This window comes from Roseobacter sp. HKCCA0434 (genome assembly GCF_032464675.1).
GTDB lineage: Bacteria > Pseudomonadota > Alphaproteobacteria > Rhodobacterales > Rhodobacteraceae > Pontivivens.
In genome coordinates this window covers 17,139-35,517 of the sequence record NZ_JAWDKL010000018.1, presented here as the reverse complement: position 1 = coordinate 35,517, position 18,379 = coordinate 17,139, and the positions used below count along the sequence as shown (strand labels likewise).

The 18,379-nt window shown below is 67.5% G+C and carries 21 protein-coding genes; 10 read left to right on the top strand and 11 right to left on the bottom strand.

The window, feature by feature from the left end:
- Positions 1-55: 55 nt before the first annotated feature.
- On the top strand, positions 56-376 hold the full coding sequence (trxA, locus tag RX333_RS11845) for a thioredoxin (protein ID WP_316015151.1): 321 nt from the start codon (positions 56-58) through the stop codon (positions 374-376).
- Between the two features lie 64 nt (positions 377-440).
- On the opposite strand, the gene yidD is transcribed toward trxA, so the two are convergent.
- Genes yidD through rpmH form a run of 3 tightly spaced genes read right to left on the bottom strand, consistent with a single transcriptional unit; the run spans position 441 to position 1,230 of the window.
- On the bottom strand, positions 441-662 hold the full coding sequence (yidD, locus tag RX333_RS11840; protein ID WP_316015150.1) for a membrane protein insertion efficiency factor YidD: 222 nt from the start codon (positions 660-662) through the stop codon (positions 441-443).
- Positions 659-1,084 carry a ribonuclease P protein component gene (gene rnpA / locus RX333_RS11835; protein WP_410056070.1) on the bottom strand — a complete coding sequence of 142 codons (426 nt, stop codon included), beginning with the start codon at positions 1,082-1,084 and terminating at the stop codon, positions 659-661. Before rnpA ends, yidD begins: the two co-directional genes overlap by 4 nt.
- A gap of 11 nt (positions 1,085-1,095) precedes the next feature.
- A complete protein-coding gene (rpmH, locus tag RX333_RS11830; protein ID WP_196102053.1) occupies positions 1,096-1,230 on the bottom strand; it encodes a 50S ribosomal protein L34 in 135 nt (44 codons plus the stop codon).
- A gap of 292 nt (positions 1,231-1,522) precedes the next feature.
- Between rpmH and RX333_RS11825 the strand changes: the two genes are divergently transcribed.
- Both RX333_RS11825 and RX333_RS11820 read left to right on the top strand, forming a co-directional pair.
- The gene (locus RX333_RS11825; protein WP_316015148.1) at positions 1,523-2,266 is read left to right on the top strand and encodes a TVP38/TMEM64 family protein; all 744 of its coding nucleotides are present in this window, start codon (positions 1,523-1,525) and stop codon (positions 2,264-2,266) included.
- Positions 2,267-2,269: 3 nt separating this feature from the next.
- Positions 2,270-3,682 carry a dihydrolipoyl dehydrogenase family protein gene (locus RX333_RS11820; protein ID WP_316015147.1) on the top strand — a complete coding sequence of 471 codons (1,413 nt, stop codon included), beginning with the start codon at positions 2,270-2,272 and terminating at the stop codon, positions 3,680-3,682.
- 12 nt (positions 3,683-3,694) lie between these two features.
- On the opposite strand, the gene RX333_RS11815 is transcribed toward RX333_RS11820, so the two are convergent.
- A complete protein-coding gene (locus RX333_RS11815; RefSeq protein WP_316015206.1) occupies positions 3,695-4,288 on the bottom strand; it encodes a thymidine kinase in 594 nt (197 codons plus the stop codon).
- Positions 4,289-4,483: 195 nt separating this feature from the next.
- On the opposite strand from RX333_RS11815, the gene RX333_RS11810 reads away from it, so the two are divergent.
- Positions 4,484-4,699: a hypothetical protein gene (locus RX333_RS11810; protein ID WP_316015146.1), complete on the top strand. Its 216-nt coding sequence runs from the start codon at positions 4,484-4,486 to the stop codon at positions 4,697-4,699.
- A 163-nt stretch (positions 4,700-4,862) separates the two neighbouring features.
- Here the strand turns inward: RX333_RS11810 and carB are convergent, their stop codons facing one another.
- Positions 4,863-8,084 (bottom strand): carbamoyl-phosphate synthase large subunit, encoded by a 3,222-nt coding sequence (carB, locus tag RX333_RS11805; RefSeq protein WP_316015145.1) that lies wholly within the window; start codon positions 8,082-8,084, stop codon positions 4,863-4,865.
- Positions 8,085-8,217: 133 nt separating this feature from the next.
- Between carB and RX333_RS11800 the strand changes: the two genes are divergently transcribed.
- A complete protein-coding gene (locus tag RX333_RS11800; protein ID WP_316015144.1) occupies positions 8,218-8,814 on the top strand; it encodes an exopolysaccharide biosynthesis protein in 597 nt (198 codons plus the stop codon).
- Here the strand turns inward: RX333_RS11800 and RX333_RS11795 are convergent.
- Positions 8,811-9,305 (bottom strand): thioesterase family protein, encoded by a 495-nt coding sequence (locus tag RX333_RS11795; protein ID WP_316015143.1) that lies wholly within the window; start codon positions 9,303-9,305, stop codon positions 8,811-8,813. The two genes, RX333_RS11800 and RX333_RS11795, sit on opposite strands and share 4 nt — an antisense overlap.
- 64 nt (positions 9,306-9,369) lie before the next feature.
- Between RX333_RS11795 and RX333_RS11790 the strand changes: the two genes are divergently transcribed.
- On the top strand, positions 9,370-10,743 hold the full coding sequence (locus RX333_RS11790; RefSeq protein WP_316015142.1) for an FAD-binding oxidoreductase: 1,374 nt from the start codon (positions 9,370-9,372) through the stop codon (positions 10,741-10,743).
- Positions 10,744-10,776: 33 nt separating this feature from the next.
- Positions 10,777-11,220, top strand: coding sequence for an SgcJ/EcaC family oxidoreductase (locus RX333_RS11785; protein ID WP_316015141.1), 444 nt, complete (start codon positions 10,777-10,779; stop codon positions 11,218-11,220).
- Here the strand turns inward: RX333_RS11785 and RX333_RS11780 are convergent.
- Complete coding sequence (locus tag RX333_RS11780; RefSeq protein ID WP_316015140.1) at positions 11,211-11,762, bottom strand: cysteine hydrolase family protein; 552 nt, start codon at positions 11,760-11,762, stop codon at positions 11,211-11,213. The two genes, RX333_RS11785 and RX333_RS11780, sit on opposite strands and share 10 nt — an antisense overlap.
- 73 nt (positions 11,763-11,835) lie before the next feature.
- Positions 11,836-12,804: a class II fructose-bisphosphatase gene (glpX, locus tag RX333_RS11775; RefSeq protein ID WP_316015139.1), complete on the bottom strand. Its 969-nt coding sequence runs from the start codon at positions 12,802-12,804 to the stop codon at positions 11,836-11,838.
- A 182-nt stretch (positions 12,805-12,986) separates the two neighbouring features.
- On the opposite strand from glpX, the gene RX333_RS11770 reads away from it, so the two are divergent.
- Positions 12,987-13,838: a bile acid:sodium symporter family protein gene (locus RX333_RS11770; RefSeq protein ID WP_316015138.1), complete on the top strand. Its 852-nt coding sequence runs from the start codon at positions 12,987-12,989 to the stop codon at positions 13,836-13,838.
- On the opposite strand, the gene RX333_RS11765 is transcribed toward RX333_RS11770, so the two are convergent.
- Complete coding sequence (locus RX333_RS11765) at positions 13,835-15,073, bottom strand: MFS transporter (protein ID WP_316015137.1); 1,239 nt, start codon at positions 15,071-15,073, stop codon at positions 13,835-13,837. The genes RX333_RS11770 and RX333_RS11765 overlap by 4 nt on opposite strands.
- 134 nt (positions 15,074-15,207) lie before the next feature.
- On the opposite strand from RX333_RS11765, the gene zapE reads away from it, so the two are divergent.
- A complete protein-coding gene (gene zapE / locus RX333_RS11760; protein WP_316015136.1) occupies positions 15,208-16,314 on the top strand; it encodes a cell division protein ZapE in 1,107 nt (368 codons plus the stop codon).
- Here zapE and RX333_RS11755 read toward each other — a convergent pair whose 3' ends face one another.
- On the bottom strand, positions 16,315-16,743 hold the full coding sequence (locus RX333_RS11755) for a hypothetical protein (RefSeq protein ID WP_316015135.1): 429 nt from the start codon (positions 16,741-16,743) through the stop codon (positions 16,315-16,317). It lies immediately after the preceding gene.
- A 148-nt stretch (positions 16,744-16,891) separates the two neighbouring features.
- Here RX333_RS11755 and trhA point away from each other — a divergent pair, with 148 nt between their 5' ends.
- Positions 16,892-17,542, top strand: coding sequence for a PAQR family membrane homeostasis protein TrhA (gene trhA / locus RX333_RS11750; protein ID WP_316015134.1), 651 nt, complete (start codon positions 16,892-16,894; stop codon positions 17,540-17,542).
- A 58-nt stretch (positions 17,543-17,600) separates the two neighbouring features.
- Here trhA and RX333_RS11745 read toward each other — a convergent pair whose 3' ends face one another.
- Positions 17,601-18,377 (bottom strand): succinate dehydrogenase iron-sulfur subunit, encoded by a 777-nt coding sequence (locus RX333_RS11745; RefSeq protein ID WP_316015133.1) that lies wholly within the window; start codon positions 18,375-18,377, stop codon positions 17,601-17,603.
- Positions 18,378-18,379: the final 2 nt, after the last annotated feature.

The window sequence follows — 18,379 nt, the reverse complement described above, 5'->3', positions numbered from 1 at the left end:
GGTTTGGCCTCCGACGCCTGAGACATACCTGATGCAGCTCGAAAGGAGCCCCGCCATGGCCACCGTGAAAGTCACCGATGACAGCTTCGACGCCGACGTCCTGAAATCCGACATCCCCGTCGTCGTCGATTTCTGGGCGGAGTGGTGCGGCCCCTGCAAGCAGATCGGCCCGGCGCTCGAAGAGCTGTCCGACGCCTACGAGGGCCGCGTGAAGATCGCCAAGGTCAACGTGGACGAGAACCCCAATTCGCCCGCGCAGCTGGGCGTGCGCGGCATCCCGGCACTGTTCCTGTTCAAGGACGGCCAGGTCGTCAGCAACAAGACCGGTGCGGCCCCCAAGGCTGCGCTGCAGGGCTGGATCGAGGAAAGCCTCTGATCTTCGCGCAAGATCGGATCGAGCGAAGGCCCCGGCATCGTCCGGGGCCTTTTCCGTTGGGACATCACTCGGGCACGTTGTCGATGCCCGACCCGCCCCAGGGATGGCAGCGCGCGATGCGCCGCGCGGCGAGCCAGCCACCCTTCACGGCGCCGTGCCGCTCCAGCGCCTCCAGCGCATAGGCCGAGCAGGTCGGCTGGTAGCGGCAGTTATGGCCGACAAAGGGGGAGAAGACCGTCCGGTAGGCCTGCACGGGCAGGGCGAGCAACCGGGCGAGCGGGCTCATCGATGCAGGCGCGCGAGCGCGTCGCGCAGATCCTGTTTCAGGGCCTCGAAATCCCGCTCTGCCGTAATCGTGTTGCGCCCGATCAGCACGTAGTCCTGCCCTGCACGGCCCTCGCCCGGCAGGACCGCGCGCGCGACCTCGCGCAGGCGCCGCTTGGCCCGGTTGCGGGCGACGGCGTTGCCGACCTTCTTGGAACAGGTGAAGCCAACGCGGATGGACGTGGGAGAGGGCTCGTCGGCGCGCCGGGTGCGCATCTGCACGATCATCCCCTTTGCCGCGTGCTTGCGCGCGCGCGAAGCGGCGACGAAATCGCGCCGCTCCTTCAGGACCGACATGGTTTGTCGCGGTGTATCACCCGCGCATGACGAAACCGCCGACGCATCGTCCCGGTCGGGCGACGCGGCCGGCGGCTGAACCGTCATGGCCTGCGCTATCAGGCGCTGAGGCTCTTGCGGCCGCGGGCGCGGCGCGCGTTCAGGATCTTGCGGCCGTTCTTGGTCGCCATGCGGGCACGGAAGCCGTGGCGGCGCTTGCGGACCAGATTGCTGGGCTGGAAGGTGCGCTTCATCTCAGTCTCCTCATCCCCCGCGGGGGCCTTCAGCTCGGGCCGCGGCTGACCTCGAGGGCGCGCGGCGGTGACGACCCGATGGCCGGATTCGTCACCCGTTGTCTCAATGAGCCGCCTGACTATGCCGGGCCTTTGGCGAAGTCAATTGCCGCGAGGTCGATTTGTCGAAGGCCACGGGTGAAACATTTTGGCGGTCGGGGTCAACCCGGCGTGAGGCCCCTTTCAGCCCGTGGCCGCCAACCGCAGATGTCCCGCAAGTCAACGACACCCCATCTGCCCGAAAGGAAACCCCATGTCCGATCCCGCGCCCGACAAGGGCTTCGACCTCCGCCGTGCCCTGCCGCTGATCGCCATACTGGTCGTCGCCGTTCTCGGCTTCGTCTTCCTGCGCGACTACCTGACCTTCGAAACTCTGCGCGACAATCGCGAGGCGCTGATCGCCTGGCGGGACGAGAACTACGTGCTGGCCGCTCTGGTCTATATCGTCGCCTATATCGTCATCGTCGCGTTCTCGCTGCCCGGTGCCGCGATCATGACGCTGACGGGCGGCTTCCTGTTCGGGCTGGTCTTCGGCGTGCTGTTCTCCGTCACGGGGGCGACGATCGGGGCCATCGCGATCTTCCTCGCCGCGAAGGCGGGCTTGGGCGAGTCGCTGGCGGCCAAGATGGACGCGTCGGGCGGCAAGGTCGCGCAGATCAAGCAGGCGTTGCGCGACAACGAGATATCGGTCCTGTTCCTGCTGCGCCTCGTGCCGGCGATTCCCTTCTTCGCCGCGAACCTGATCCCGGCGCTGGTGGGCGTGTCGCTGCGCAACTTCGCCTTCACGACCTTCTTCGGGATCATGCCCGGCTCCATCGTCTTCACCTGGGTCGGCGTCGGTCTGGGCGAGGTATTCGCCCGCGGCGAGACGCCGGATTTCGGCATCATCTTCGAGCCGCAGATCATCGGGCCGATCCTGGGCCTCTGCGCGCTCGCCGCCCTTCCCATCATCATCAAGGCCGTCCGGGGCAAGTCCGCCCTGCCGGTGGAGGACTGAGACATGAACCGCATCAAGACAGATATCTGCATCCTCGGCGCAGGCTCCGGCGGGCTCTCCGTCGCGGCGGGGGCCGTCCAGATGGGCGCCGAGGTGGTGCTGATCGAAGGCGGCAAGATGGGGGGCGACTGCCTCAATTACGGCTGCGTTCCGTCGAAGGCGATGATCGCCGCGGCCCACCATGCGCACGCGCAGTCCAATTCCGACGTGTTCGGGGTAAAATCCGTCACGCCCGAGGTCGACTACGCCGCGGTGAAGGATCACGTCGCGGGCGTGATCGGGGCCATCGCGCCGCATGACAGCGTCGAGCGGTTCGAGGGGATGGGCGTAAAGGTCATACAGGACTATGGCCGCTTCATCTCCGAGACCGAGGTGCAGGCGGGCGATACGGTGATCGAGGCGCGCCGTTTCGTCATCGCCACCGGCTCCTCCCCCTTCGTGCCGCCGATCGAGGGAATCGACGGTGTCGACTACCTGACCAACGAGACGATCTTCGACCTGCGCGAAACGCCCGACCGGCTGATCATCATCGGCGGCGGTCCCATCGGGATGGAGATGGCGCAGGCCCATGCGCGGCTCGGCGTGCCGGTGACGGTGCTGGAGGGGGACAAGGCGCTCGGCAAGGACGATCCCGAGCTGGTGGAGATCGCGCTGGAGCATGTGCGCGCCGATGGCGTGGCCATCGAGGAGGGGTTCAAGGTCGCCTCCGTGTCGTCGGACGGCGGGGTGAGCGTGACGTCGGAGGACGGGCGCACGATCCGCGGCTCGCACCTGCTGGTCGCGGTGGGGCGGAAGGCCAATATCGGCTCGCTCGACCTCGACAAGGCGGGGGTGGAGCATGACCGCGCGGTGAAAGTAGACGACGGTTTGCGCACCTCTAATCGCCGGATCTACGCCATCGGGGACGTGACCGGCGGGCTGCAATTCACGCACAAGGCGGGGTATGACGCGGGCGTCATCATCCGCTCGATGCTGTTCGGTCTGCCGTCGAAGGCCAAGACCGGGCATATTCCGTGGGCCACCTATATCGACCCGGAGATCGCGCAGATCGGCCTGACTGAGGCGCAGGCGCGCGAGGAGCATGGCGACGCGGTCGAGGTGCTGCGATTCAAGTTCGACGAGAACGACCGGGCGCAGGCGGAGCGGCGGACCGAGGGCCTGATCAAGGTGATGGTCGTGAAGGGAAAGCCGGTCGGTGCCTCCGTCGTCGGGATGCGGGCGGGCGAGCTGATTCAGCCTTATGCGCTGGCCATCGCGAACGGGCTGAAGATCTCTGCCCTGACGAACATGGTCTCTCCCTATCCGACGATGACCGAGGTCACCAAGCGGGCGGCGGGGCAGTATTACGTGCCGCGCCTGTTCCAGAACGACACGGTGAAGAAAGTCGTCCGCTTCACGCAGAAATACCTGCCGTGAGTTGAGATTCGGTTAACCGGCGGCCTGTCTGTCGCCGGTTGCCTCCCGCCAGTGGCGGCGGCAGAGGGACACATAGGTCTCGTTGCCGCCGATCTGGACCTGCGCGCCTTCGGTGATGGCGCGCCCGTCCTCGTCCTGGCGGATGACCATCGTCGCCTTGCGCCCGCAATGGCAGATCGTCCTGATTTCACGTAAGGAATCGGCGAGGGCCAGCAGGGTGGCGGAGCCGGGAAACAGCTCCCCCTGAAAGTCGACGCGCAGGCCGAAGGCCATGACGGGCACCTTGAGATCGTCGGCCACGCGGGCGAGTTGCCAGACCTGATCCTTGGTCAGGAACTGCGCCTCGTCGACGAAGATGCAGGCCAGCTTACGCTCATCCAAGTGACTGGAAACGCGTGCGAAAAGATCGTCCTCGGGGCGGTAGGTCTCGGCCTCGGCGCCGATGCCGATGCGGCTGGCGATGCGGCCTTCGCCCGCGCGGCGGTCGAGATCGGCGGTGAGCAGGAGCGTGTCCATGCCCCGTTCGCGATAATTGTAGCTGGCCTGCAACAGGACGGTGCTCTTGCCCGCGTTCATCGTGGAGTAATTGAAGTAAAGCTTTGCCATGTCTCGATTTTTCCGGTGGCCTCGCATCTCGGTCGGACCGTCACAATACCGCAATATCTGGTTGACAGGAACCGCGTTGCCGCGAAATCTGGAGTTAAGGAAGATCAAGAAAAGATCGCACCCGTGTTCGACAGCAGCAGTTTCCCGACCCTTGACGATCACCTCGGCGCCATCTGGCTCGACGGCCGGGAGGGCATGAGATTTCGCTTCGAAGTCAGGGGCTTGGTCCGGCCGGGGCCGGATGCGGTAGAGGTGCAGGCCGAGCTGTCGGGGGGGCGGTATCGGCTGCTGCGCATCGGGCGTGGGGGGGAGAGGCCGTTGCACAAGCGCACCACGCATGTGCTGAGCCACCGCCCCGCGCCCGAGGATCCGCTGGGTGCGGACGCCGTGGTGGCGGCGCTGAAACGCTGAAAAACCGTGTATGCGATGCGTATGGCACGCGTATGGCATGCGTATGGCAGTTGTCGGCGGGTGTTAACGGGGAGTTAACGGTCGCCTTGTGGCGGATACCCCCACCCCGGCCCTCCCCCGCGGGCGGGGGAGGGGGCGCTTGCGGAGCCGTTCGTGACCGAGGTCAGAGGGCTTGCAGAGGGGTGACCGTGATGTCGCCTTCGAGGCGGTTGCGCATGGCGAGGGCCGCGGCGCGGGAGCCTGCCGCGGTCGTGTAGTAGGGGATCTTGTCGTAGAGCGCGACGCGCCGGATCTCGCGGCTGTCCTCGATCGACTGAGCCCCCTCGGTCGTGTTGAACACGATCGAGATGCGGCCATCCTTCATCGCGTCGACGATGTTCGGGCGACCCTCGTGCGCCTTGTTCACGCGCGTCGCCTCGATCCCGTTCTCGGCCAGCCAGGCGGCGGTGCCGGATGTGGCGAGGATCTCGAAGCCCATCGCGAAGAGAACAGTGGCGGCCTCCAGCATCAGGGCGCCCTTGTCGGCATCCTTGATCGAGACGAAGGCGGTGCCGTGATCGGGCAGCTTCACGCCCGCGCCCATCTGCGCCTTGAGGAAGGCACGGGGGAAATTGGTGTCGAGGCCCATGACCTCTCCGGTCGAGCGCATTTCCGGCCCGAGAAGGGTATCGACGCCGGGGAAGCGGGCGAAGGGGAGGACCGCCTCCTTGACCGCGATGTGGTCGGTCTCGGCCGGTTTGAGCTCGAAGGCGCCGAGCATCTCGCCCGCCATCAGGCGCGCGGCGATGCTGGCGATTGGAGAGTTCACGGCCTTGGCCACGAAGGGCACGGTGCGGCTGGCGCGGGGGTTGACCTCCAGCACGAAGATCTCGCCGTCCTTGATGGCGAACTGCACGTTCATCAGTCCGACGACGCCGAGTTCCAGCGCCATCGCCTCGGACTGACGCTTCAGCTCCGCCACGATGTCGGCGTCGAGCGAATGGGGCGGCAGGGAGCAGGCGCTGTCGCCCGAATGCACACCGGCCTCCTCGATATGCTCCATCACGCCCGCGACATGGACGGATGTGCCGTCGCAGAGGCAATCCACGTCGACCTCGACCGCGCCCGAGAGGTAGCTGTCGAGCAGGACGGGGCTGTCGCCCGAGACCTGCACGGCGGTGGCGATGTAGCGTTCCAGATGCGCGGTGTCGCGCACGATCTCCATCCCGCGACCGCCCAGCACGTAGGAGGGGCGGATGACCAGCGGGTAGCCGACTTCCGCCGCGATCTGCATGGCCTCCGCCTCGGAATGGGCGATGCCGTTGCGGGGCTGCTTGAGGTCGAGCTTGCCCAGCATGGCCTGGAAACGCTCGCGGTCCTCGGCGAGGTCGATCGCGTCGGGCGAGGTGCCGAGAATCGGGATGCCCTCCGCCTCCAGCGCGTTGGCGAGTTTCAGGGGCGTCTGGCCACCGAACTGGACGATGACGCCGTGGAGCGAGCCGTTCTCCTGCTCGACGCGCAGGATCTCCAGCACATGCTCCAGCGTCAGCGGCTCGAAATAGAGGCGGTCGGAGGTGTCGTAATCGGTCGAGACGGTTTCCGGGTTGCAGTTGACCATGATGGTCTCGTAGCCCGCGTCGGTCAGCGCGAAGCAGGCGTGGCAGCAGCAATAGTCGAACTCGATCCCCTGGCCGATCCGGTTTGGGCCGCCGCCGAGGATGACGACCTTCTTCGCGTCGGTGGGCCGGGCCTCGCACTCGACCTCGCCCATCATGTCGGCCTCGTAGGTCGAGTACATGTAGGGGGTCTGCGCCTCGAACTCGGCGGCGCAGGTGTCGATGCGCTTGAACACGGCGCGCACGCCGGCGCGGTGGCGGGCATGGCGGATCTCGGTCTCGGTGCGGCCCGTGAGCGTGGCGAGGCGGGCATCGGTGAAGCCCAGCATCTTGAGCTCTCGGATGCCGTCGGTGTCCTCGGGCAGGCCGTTTTCGCGCACGGTCTCCTCCGCCGCGACGATCTCGCGGATGCGGGCGATGAACCACGGATCGAAGGCGGTGATGCCCTGGATGTCGAGGTCCGACAGGCCGTCGCGCATGGCCTGCGCGATTACGCGCAACCGGTCGGGCGTGGCGCGGGCAAGCTCGGCTACCAGTGCCTCGCGGCTGTCGAAGGCGATCTCGTCGAAGCCGGTGAGGCCGGTCTCCATCGAGGCGAGGGCCTTCTGCATCGATTCGTGGATCGTGCGGCCGATGGACATGGCCTCGCCCACCGATTTCATCGCGGTGGTCAGGTTGTTCTGGGAGCCGGGGAACTTCTCGAAGGCGAAGCGCGGGATCTTGGTCACGACATAGTCGATGGTCGGCTCGAAGCTGGCGGGGGTCACGCCGGTGATGTCGTTGTCGAGCTCGTCGAGCGTGTAGCCGACGGCGAGCTTCGCCGCGATCTTGGCGATCGGGAAGCCCGTCGCCTTGGACGCCAGCGCCGAGGAGCGGGAGACGCGCGGATTCATCTCGATCACGACCATGCGGCCGTTTTCGGGGTTCACGGCCCATTGCACATTGGAGCCGCCGGTCTCCACCCCGATCTCGCGCAGGACGGCGATGCTGGCGTTGCGCATCTCCTGATATTCGCGGTCTGTCAGGGTCAGCGCCGGGGCGACGGTGATCGAATCGCCTGTGTGGACGCCCATCGGGTCCACGTTTTCGATGGAGCAGACGATGATGGCGTTGTCGGCGCGGTCGCGCACGACCTCCATCTCGTATTCCTTCCAGCCCAGCAGGCTTTCGTCGATCAGGATCTGGCTGACGGGGGAGGCGTCGAGGCCGGAGCGGCAGATCGCCTCGTAATCCTCGCGGTTATAGGCGACGCCCCCGCCGGTGCCGCCCAGCGTGAAGGCGGGGCGGATGATGGCGGGCAGGCCGACCTCGTTGACCGCGGCCATCGCCTCCTCCATCGAGTTGGCGATGGTGGCCTTGGGGTTTTCGAGGCCGAGCCGGTCCATCGCCTCGCGGAAGAGCTTGCGGTCCTCGGCCATCTCGATCGCGGCGCGCTTGGCGCCGATCAGCTCGACGCCGAACTTTTCCAGCACGCCCATGTCGTCGAGTTCCAGCGCGGTGTTGAGGCCGGTCTGGCCGCCCATCGTGGGCAGGATCGCGTCGGGGCGCTCCTTCTCGATGATCTTGGCGACGACCTCGGGCGTGATCGGCTCGATATAGGTGGCGTCGGCCATGCCCGGATCGGTCATGATCGTGGCGGGGTTCGAGTTGACCAGGATGACGCGGTAGCCTTCCTCGCGCAGGGCCTTGCAGGCCTGGGCGCCGGAGTAGTCGAACTCGCAAGCCTGGCCGATGACGATGGGCCCCGCCCCGATGATCATGATGGAGGAGATATCGGTCCGCTTGGGCATAGTGCATCCTCGGGCTAGATGGAGCGCAAATTGGCGGTGGTTTACGCGCGGTCGCGGCACGGCGCAACAGGCGTCGGGCACGATTGCGCCGAACCTTGCCGCCTTTGTCGCGTTGCCGTGCGAGGAGGACCACATGGCGAAGGAAAACAGACCGCTCGAAGACGTGCTCGACGATTTCTGTGAAACCGTCGACGAGGAGGGGACCAGCGTGGGCGATCTGGTCCATTCTTTCGAGGATCGTTCGCTCGGCGCGGTGCTGGTGGTGCTGTCGGGCATCCTCATCATTCCGTTCGTGGGCGGCATTCCGGGCGTGCCGGACGTGGTGGCGACGCTGATCCTGCTGTTCATCTTCCACAGCTGGTTCGGCTCGGGCGGGATCTGGATCCCGGATTTCCTGGAGAAGAAGGAGATCGAGCGGGAAAAGCTGAGCGGCGCGGTCGACAAGGCGCGGCCCTGGGCAAAGCGGATCGACCGCCTGCTCAAGACCCGGTTCAAGATGTTCGTGAATAACGCCGCGGCGCGCACGCTGATCTCGGTGATCTGCGCGCTGCTGGCGCTGTCGATCTATATCCTGGGCTTCGTGCCCTTCGCGATGTTGCCCGCGGCCATCGCGATCATGGCCTTCGGACTGGCGCTGTTGGGGCGCGACGGGTTGCTGGCGCTGATCGGCTACGTCTTCGTGGCGGGCACGGTCTACATGCTGTGGCGAGTCTGGGGCATGGTGTTCTAGCGCCGGATGCCGAGCGGCCTGCCGATCTGGGGCGGGCGCGGGGCGTGCGCATGGTCGGCGAGCATCCGGGCGAAGCGGGCCTGCGCCCAGTCGGGATAGGGGGCGCTGCGCCTCGTTTCCAGATCCACACCCATGATGAGCTGTTCGCTGAGCGCGCGCACGGTGCCGTCGACGACCAGTTCGCCCAGGATGTGCAGGCGCTTCGCATCGTGGTCGAGCAGGGTGAACCGGGCAGTGAAGCTTTCCCCTTCGAGGATCTCGCCCAGGTAGTGCATGTGCATCTGCAAGACGTAGGGGCCGTGGCGGGTGCGTTCGGTATAGGCGGCGCCGAGGCCGAGATGCGCGTCGAACATGCGGTCGAGCGCCTGGTCCATCGCGATCGAGTAGTAGCCGACATTCATGTGGCCGTTATAGTCGATCCACTCGGCCGGAACGCGGCGCGGCGCGGTCTCGATCGGGGCGGGGTAGGGGCCGTCATGGCCTTCGGTCATGGGTCGTCCTTTGACAGTTACAAAGCGGCTGCGCAGAAGGTGCGTCTAAACCGGGGGAGGACATATGAGCATTCAATCGGCCATTGCGGAGCTGGGCAAGCGCTTCGGCGACCGCGTGCAGACCGGCGACAGCGTGCGGGCGCTGCATGGCGGCAACGAGAGCTATTTCGACGAGATCCTGCCCGACGCGGTGATCCTGCCCCGCTCGACCGACGAGGTCAGCGAGATCGTGAAGACCTGTGCCGCGCATGACTGCCCGATCGTGGCCTGGGGCACGGGCACCTCGCTGGAGGCGCATGCGCTGGCGGTGCGCGGTGGCATCACGCTCGACTTCGCGGAGATGGCGGCGGTGCTGGAGGTCAACCAGGGCGACATGGATTGCCGGGTGCAGCCGGGCTGCACGCGCGAGGCGCTGAATACCGAGCTGCGCGCGACCGGTCTGTTCTTCCCGGTCGATCCCGGTGCCAATGCCTCGCTGGGCGGCATGGCGGCCACGCGGGCGAGCGGGACGACCGCCGTGCGCTACGGCACGATGCGCGAGAACGTGCTGGCGCTGGAGGTGGTGCTGGCCGACGGGCGGATCGTGCGCACCGGAAGCCGGGCGCGCAAATCCTCGGCCGGGTACGACCTGACCAAGCTGATCGTCGGCAGCGAGGGGACGCTCGCCATCATCACCGAGTTGACCTTGCGGCTGCAGGGCCAGCCCGAGGCGGCGGCGAGCGCGGTCTGCGGCTTTCCCGACATCGACGCGGCGGTGGGCGCGGTGCAGGCGGTGATGCAGATGGGCGTTCCGATGGCGCGGATCGAGTTCCTGGACGCCGAATGCGTGCGGGCCGTGAACCTCGCCGACGGGCGCGAGATGCCGGAGACGCCGCACCTGTTCCTGGAATTCCACGGCTCGGAGGCCGGCGTGGCCGAGCAGGCGGAGACGGTGCGCGACATCGCCGACGAGTTCGGCGGATCGGCCTTCGACTGGTCGACCGATCATCAGGTGCGCGCGAAGCTGTGGCACGCGCGGCACAATGCCTACTACTCGGTCAAGGCGCTGCGCCCCGGCTGCCGGGCGGTGACGACGGATGTGTGCGTGCCGATCTCGGCGCTCGCGCAGGCGGTGCGGGAGACGGCGGACGATATTTCGCAAAGCGTGCTGATGGGTCCGATCCTGGGCCATGTGGGCGATGGCAATTTCCATGCCGCCCTGCTGATCGAGGAGGGCAGCGCGGAGGAACTGGCCGAGGCCAAGCGGCTGGCACACCGCATGGCCGAGCGGGCGCTGCGGCTGGGCGGGACCGTGACCGGGGAGCACGGGGTCGGCATGGGCAAGCTGAAATACATGCAGGACGAGCATGGCGACGGCTGGCAGCTGATGGCCACGATCAAGCAGGCGATGGATCCGAAGGGCATCCTCAACCCCGGCAAGGTGGTCGAGGTGAACTGAGCGCGGAATCTCGCGTATTTGGGGGAAGATGAAATGGTGGAGGCGCCCGAGGACCTGCCCCATGCCTTCGCCGCGGCCTGGATGGCGCGCGATGCGGGGGCGCTGGCGCGGCTCTGCACGGCCGATGCGGATTTCGTCAACGTGGTGGGGTTGTGGTGGCGCGATCGCGCGGCGATCGAGCGGGCGCATCACTACGGGCTGACGACCTTCTTTCGCAATTCCGAACTGAGCGTCCGGCGGGTCGAGGTCCGGCGGCTGGGCGACCGCGTGGCCGTGGTCCACGCGCGGATGCGGCTGAGCGGGCAGATCGCGCCGGATGGCACGGTCGCGGAGGACCGGCAGACCATCCTGATCTTCGTCTGCATGCGCGGAGGGGAGGGCTGGCAGGCGGTGGCGGTGCAGAACACCGATATCGTGCCGGGGGCGGAGACGCATCTGCGCGATGGTGACGGCTTCCGCCCGCAGGATTATCGCTGAAGGATCGCGTCGGTCGCGAGTGCGGTGCAGAACTCGCCATGCAGCGCGTCGATTGCGGCTTCGTGGATCGTCTGCGGATCGGGCAGGGGGCCGCCGCGCCACGAAGTCTGGACGTTCTGGGTGAAGGCGGCGCAGGCGTCGTGGGCGAGCGTCACGTCGAAGCCGAGATTGGCGGCCATGCGCGTGGTGGTCGACACGCAATGCGGGGTGGTCAGGCCGCAGATGGTGACGGCGCGCGCGTCGAGCGCGTGCAGGCGCGCCTCCAGATCGGTGCCGATGAAGGCGGAGTTGACGGATTTCTCCAGCACCGGCTCGCCGCTTTGCGGGGCGACGATGGGCTGGATCGCGGTGCCGTCGCCCTTCAGCGGTGAGCCGGGGGTCGTGCTGATGTGGCGGATGAAGATCACCGGCCGGTTCCGCTCGCGCCAGTGGGCGAGGAGGCGGGCGGCGTTCGCTTCGGCATCAGGGTTGTTGCGTGCGCCCCAATAGGCGGTGTCGGCGAAGGCGGTCTGGATGTCGACGAGGATCAGGGCGTCGGTCATGCGGGTCTCTCCCTCACCCCCCGCCCTCTCCCGCACGCGGGAGAGGGGGCCTGCCGCGGGCGCGGCAGAGGGGTTACTGGTTCTTCTGGCGGTAGAACAGGCGGCGGACGGAGCCGGTCTTGGAGCGCATGAGGATCGTCTCGGTCTCCAGGTAGTCGCCGTCGCGCCGTGCGCCCTGCACGACCGAGCCGTCGGTGACGCCGGTCGCGGCGAAGATCACGTCCTCGGTCACCAGGTCGTCGCGGTCGTAGACGCGGTCGAGATCCTCGATCCCTGCCTTTTCGGCCCGGCCCCGCTCATCGTCGTTGCGGAACAGCAGGCGACCCTGCATCTGGCCGCCCATGCATTTCAGCGCGGCGGCGGCCAGCACGCCTTCGGGTGCGCCGCCGGATCCCATGTACATGTCGATGCCGGTCTTCTCGGCCTCGGCGGTGTGGATGATGCCGGCCACGTCGCCATCTGTGATCAGGCGAATGCGCGCGCCGGTCGCGCGGATCTCCTCGATCAGCTCCTGATGGCGGGGGCGTTCGAGCACGCAGACCATGACGCCCGAGGTCTCCACCCCCTTGGCGGCGGCCATGACCTGGATGCGCTGGGTCGGGGACATGTCGAGCGTCACGAGCCCCTTGGGATAACCCGGCCCGATGGCGAGCTTGTCCATGTAGACGTCGGGCGCATGCAGCATCGAGCCGCGCGGGCCCATCGCGATGACGGCGAGCGCATTGGGCATGTCCTTCGCGGTCAGCGTGGTGCCTTCGAGCGGGTCGAGCGCGATGTCGACGCCCGGTCCTTTCCCGGTGCCGACCTCCTCGCCGATATAGAGCATGGGCGCCTCGTCCCGCTCCCCCTCGCCGATCACCACGACGCCCGAGATGTCGAGCATGTTGAGCTGCGTGCGCATCGCGTCGACGGCGGCCTGGTCGGCGGCCTTCTCGTCGCCCGAGCCGATCAATTTCGCCGATGCGATGGCCGCGGCCTCCGACACGCGGGCGAGGCCGAGGCTGAGCATTCGGTCGGAGAAGAGCTGGTCGGTCTTGGGCATCGGGTGGTCCTCGCTGATGGGCAGATCATGGGTCGCGGTCTTTGTTGCGGTGCGGGGGCGTCATGGCAAGGGAGTGTTGCGTGTCGCGGCCAATCAAAGCGGTTTCGGGGGCGCGAACGGGGTGGGCAAGCGCCGCGCGGCGGGTCAAGCTGGCGGCAAAACAACGATAAAGGGGATGGAAAATGTTGCTGACCGTCGTGCTGCCGCTGTCGCTCGCGTTCATCATGTTCTCGCTGGGGGTGGGGCTGGTGCCCGCCGATTTCGGGCGGGTGGCGCGGATGCCGCGTGCCTTTCTGATCGGGGCGGCGTGCCAGGTGGTGCTGCTGCCGCTGGTGGCCTTCGCGTTGTTGTTCGTGTTCCGCCTGCCGCCGGAACTGGCGGTGGGGGTGATGATCCTCGCCTGCGCGCCGGGGGGCGTGACCTCTAACATCATCACCAAGCTGGCGGGCGGGGCGGTGGCGCTGTCGGTCAGCCTGACGGCGGTGGTCAGCCTGCTGAGCGTGGTGACGGTGCCGCTGATCGTCGCCGGGGCCGTGGGGTATTTCCTGGGGGCCGAGGCGCCGGAGGTGGATGTCACCGGGCTGGCCTTCACGATGTTCGCGCTGACGGCTGTGCCGGTGGGCCTCGGCGTCGCCTTGCGCCGCTTCGCCACCGGCTTGGCCGAGCGGATCGAGCGGGGGGTGTCGGCGGTGGCGACGGTGCTGTTCGTCATCATCATCCTGGGCGCGCTGGTGGCGAACTGGGGGATCTTCGTCGAGAACCTGCCGGTGCTGGGGCCGCTGCTGATCGTGCTGAACCTGGTGATGCTCGGCCTCGGCTATGCCTTCGCGCGGGGTGCGGGGCTAAGCCGGGCGGAGCGGATCGCCGTGGCGATCGAGGCGGGGGTGCAGAACGGATCGCTCGGCATCACCGTCGGTGCGCTGGTGGGCGGGGGCGAGACGCTGGGGCCCTTCGCGCTCGCCTCCGGGGTCTATGGCATCACGATGTATCTGGTGACGCTGCCGGTCGTGGCTTGGCTGCGGCGCCGCGGCTAGGCGGCGAGGGGGGCGGCGGGGCGCGCCTCCCGTATCGGGAGGTGCACGATGGCCGAGAACGCGCCGACGCCCACGCCGACCCACCAGACCGCGTCATACGTGCCGTAGATGTCGTAGAGCCGCCCGCCCAGCCAGACGCCGAGGAAGCTGCCGAGCTGGTGGGAGAAGAACACGATGCCGTAGAGCGTACCCATGAAGCGCAGCCCGTAGATATGCGCGATCAGCCCCGAGGTCAGCGGTACGGTGGCGAGCCACAGGCTGCCCATCGTGATCGAGAAGACGATGACTGTCAGCGGTGTCATCGGCATCAGGATGAAGGCGGCGGCGATCACCGTGCGGCCTGCATAGATGCCGGTCAGCAGATACTTGCGCGTCATGGTTCCGCCGAGTTTGCCCGCCAGGATCGTGCCGCCGATATTGGCGATGCCGATCAGGGCGATGGACCAGGCACCCAGCGTCGCGGTGTCGGAAATGCCGATCCCGTCCAGCAGGCCGCCCGGCGCGATCGGGCCGCAGACCTCGGCCACGAAGGCGGGGAAGTGGGCCGTGATGAAGCCCAGCTGGTAGCCGCAGGAGAAGAACCCGACGAAGATCAGCACGTAGGACGGGTCGCGAAAGGCGCGGCCGAGGATCTGGCCCATCGTCTCGTCCACGGCGCTTTGCGGCGCGGGCTGGGGCACCTTCATCAGCGGCAGGAAGGCGAGGGAGGCGAGGATCAGCGCGGCGAAGATGAGGAACACACCCGACCAGTCCATCACGCCCAGCAGGGCCGCGGCCACAGGCGGGCCCACGACCTGACCGGCGGAGCCTGCGGCGGTCGCGATGCCGAGTGCCATCGAGCGATGCGCGTCCGCCGTAGCCCGTCCCACCACGGCGAGGATCACGCCGAAGCCGGTGCCCGCGATGCCGAAGCCGACGAGGATCTCCAGAAGCTGCATCTGCGCTGGCGTCACGGCCCAGGCGGTCAGCGCGAGGCCGATGGCGTAGGTGATCGCGCCCAGCACGATGGCCTTGCGATCCCCGAACCGCTCGGCAATGGCGGAGAAGATCGGCTGCCCGATCCCCCAGGCGAGGTTCTGCACCGCGATGGCCAGCGAGAACTCGGCGCGCAGCCAGCCGAACTCCTCGGCGATCGGGATCTGGAACACGCCGAAGCTGGCGCGGATGCCGAAGCCCACGAGCATGATGAGCGATCCGGCGATCAGGACGGGGGTGACGAGGCGGCTCTGGCTCATGTCGGGTCTCCTTCGCGGGGCGTAGGATGCGACGGCGCGCGCGCGGGCGCAAACGCGGAATTGTGGGGGCACGGTTCAGTTTTCCTGAACCGTCGGGATGGCGGGCGGGGCCGGGTTGGCCTATCTGCGAGGCCATGAGTGACGACACGACATCCGGCCCGCTGCCCCGCTACCGCAAGCTGATCGCCGACGGCACGCTGGAGGCGGACCCCGCCCAGCGGCTGGCAGTCGAGAAGCTGCAACTGCTGCACACGCGGCTGAAGGGCTATGAGCCCGGAGCGGGGCGCAAGGTGCGGCTGGGGCTGTTCGGCTGGGGCCGCGAGCGGACGCGCGAGGCGGATATTCCGGGGCTCTACCTCTATGGCGGGGTGGGGCGGGGCAAGTCGATGCTGATGGACCTGTTCTTCGACGGCGCTCCTGTCGAGGCCAAGCGACGCGTGCATTTCCACGCCTTCATGCAGGACGTGCACGAGCGGATCGGCCGCGCGCGCGCGCGGGGCCGCGAGGATCCGGTGGAGCCGGTGGCGGAGGCGATCGCCGAGGACGCCGTGCTGTTGTGCTTCGACGAGATGCAGATCACCGACATCACCGATGCGATGCTTGTGGGGCGATTGTTCGAAAAGCTGTTCGCCCGCGGCTCGATCGTGGTGGCGACCTCGAACCGGCACCCGGACCAGCTCTACAAGAACGGGCTGAACCGGCAGCTGTTCCTGCCCTTCATCGAGCTGATCAAGGAGCGGATGGAGGTGCACCATCTCGACAGCGGCACCGATCACCGGCTGGGGCGGCTGGCGGGGCGGGAAGTCTATTTCACCGGGCCGGAGGCCGATGCGAAGATGGACGACCTGTGGCACGATCTGGCGGGCGGGGATGGCGCGCCGCTCGACATTCCGCGCAAGGGGCGTGACATCACCGTGCCGCGCTATCGCAACGGAATCGGGCGCGGGACCTTCGCGCAACTGTGCGAGCAGCCCTGGGGGCCAGGGGACTACCTGGCGCTGGCCGAGACGGTGCGCACCCTGATGATCGACGACGTGCCGCGGCTGAGCCGCGACGGTGCCAATGCGGCCAAGCGCTTCGTCACGCTGGTCGACGCGCTCTATGAGGCGAAGCGGGGGCTGGTGATCTCGGCGGCGGCTGAGCCCGATGCGCTCTATGCCGAAGGGGACGGGGCCTTCGAGTTCCAGCGCACGGCCAGCCGTCTGCACGAGATGGCGAGCGAGGGCTGGGGGGCGGAGTGATCAGTCCGCGGCGAGGCAGCCGATGGCGTCGGCGGTGACCAGAACGATCCGCGCCGATCCGGCCGTGTTGATCAACCCGGTCGTCGCCATGCCGCGCGTCAGCACCACCGTGCCGCCCGGCGGCATCGTGCAGGTCACGGCGAGCCATGTGTCCTGCGTGCAGGCCACACCGTCCGAGCGGGCGATGCCCCAATGGGAGAAGGTCGAATAGGGCAGAACGTTGTCGGTCAGCGCGGGCGTCAGCGCGGCCTGCGAGCAGCCCTGCGCCCAGTCGCCTCGCGCCTCGGTCATGCGGGTGTAGAGCGCCGCGTTCGCAGCCTCCACCGCGCGCAGCGGGGCGCGGCGCAGCCACTGCCAGCTCTCGTAGCCGGCCCAGCCGGTCAGCGCCGCCCCGAGGACGGCCGCGATGATGATGATATACCGGCGCATCTGGCCCCCTGTTGCAACGATAGGTCGCCGCCCCGCGCCGGGAAAGCGGCGAGCGGGGCGCCGCACGAAACCGTGACGTCGGGGCAGGAGGTCGCAGGCACGCATTCGTGCATCGTCAGCGGGCTTCGGGCGTCCTATCTTGCGAGGCATGACGAGCGATCCCAATCACTACCCGAGCTATTCTTGCGGCGAACGCGTCGCCGACGGCACCGTGCACGCAATCGGCGTGATCGGCGCGTTGATGGGCGCCACGGCCATCGTGCTTTGGACCGCGATGACGCAGGACGCGGCGCGGGTCGCGGCAGTCACGGTCTACGGGCTGGCATTGATCGCGACCTATGTCGCCTCGTCGCTCTACCACTTCACGCCGTGGGAGGCGGCGCGGCCGATCTTCCGCCGGTTCGACCACGCGGCGATCTTCGTCAAGATCGCGGGCACCTACACGCCCTTCGTCGTGCTAATCGGCACCGCGTCGGCTTACGTCTTGCTGGCCGCGATGTGGTGCGTCGCGCTCTACGGCGTGCTGCGCAAGATCTTCTTCCGCTCGTCGCGGGGCAGCGTGCTGCTCTACCTCGCGATGGGGTGGATGGGGGCGTGGGTGATCCTCGGTGCGGTGACGACGCTGCCCGTGGCCGTCTCGGTCCTCGTGATCGTGGGCGGGCTGCTCTACACCGTGGGGGTTATCTTCTACCGCTGGGAAGGGCTGAAATTTTCCAATGCGATCTGGCACGGTTTCGTGCTGGCGGCGACGATCTGCTTCTACGTCGCGATCTCGCTGGGGGTCGGCACGGTCGTTTGATCCCGAAACGAGAAAGGCCCCGGCGCGGTGCCGGGGCCTTCGTCTCTTGCAGCGCGGATCAAACCCGGCGTTCGAGCATCATCTTCTTGATCTCGGCGATCGATTTCGCCGGGTTCAGGCCCTTCGGGCAGGTCTTGGTGCAGTTCATGATGGTGTGGCAACGGTAGAGCTTGAACGGATCCTCGAGCTGGTCGAGCCGCTCGCCCGTCGCCTCGTCGCGGCTGTCGATGATCCAGCGATAGGCGTGCAGCAGCGCCGCCGGGCCGAGATAGCGGTCACCGTTCCACCAGTAGGACGGGCAGGCGGTGGAGCAGGACGCGCACATCACGCACTCGTAGAGGCCGTCGAGCTTCTTGCGATCCTCGATCGACTGGCGCCACTCCTTCGCGGGGCGGTTCGTCTTGGTCTCCAGCCACGGCATGATGCTCGCGTGCTGGGCGTAGAAATGCGTGAGGTCGGGGATCAGATCCTTGACCACCGGCATGTGCGGCAGCGGGTAGATCGCGATGTCGCCCGTGACCTCGTCGAGGCCGTAGATGCAGGCCAGCGTGTTGATGCCGCCGATATTCATCGCGCAGGACCCGCAGATCCCCTCGCGGCAGGAGCGGCGGAAGGTCAGCGTCGGGTCGATCTCGTTCTTGATCTTGATGAGCGCGTCGAGAACCATCGGCCCGCACTCGTCCATGTCGAGGAAGTACGTGTCGAGACGCGGGTTCTCGCCCGTGTCGGGGTCCCACCGATAGATCTTGAACGTGCGGATATTGCTGCCGGACGGCTTGGGCCACGTCTTGCCCTTGGTGATCCGGGAGTTCTTGGGGAGGGCTAGTTCAACCATTC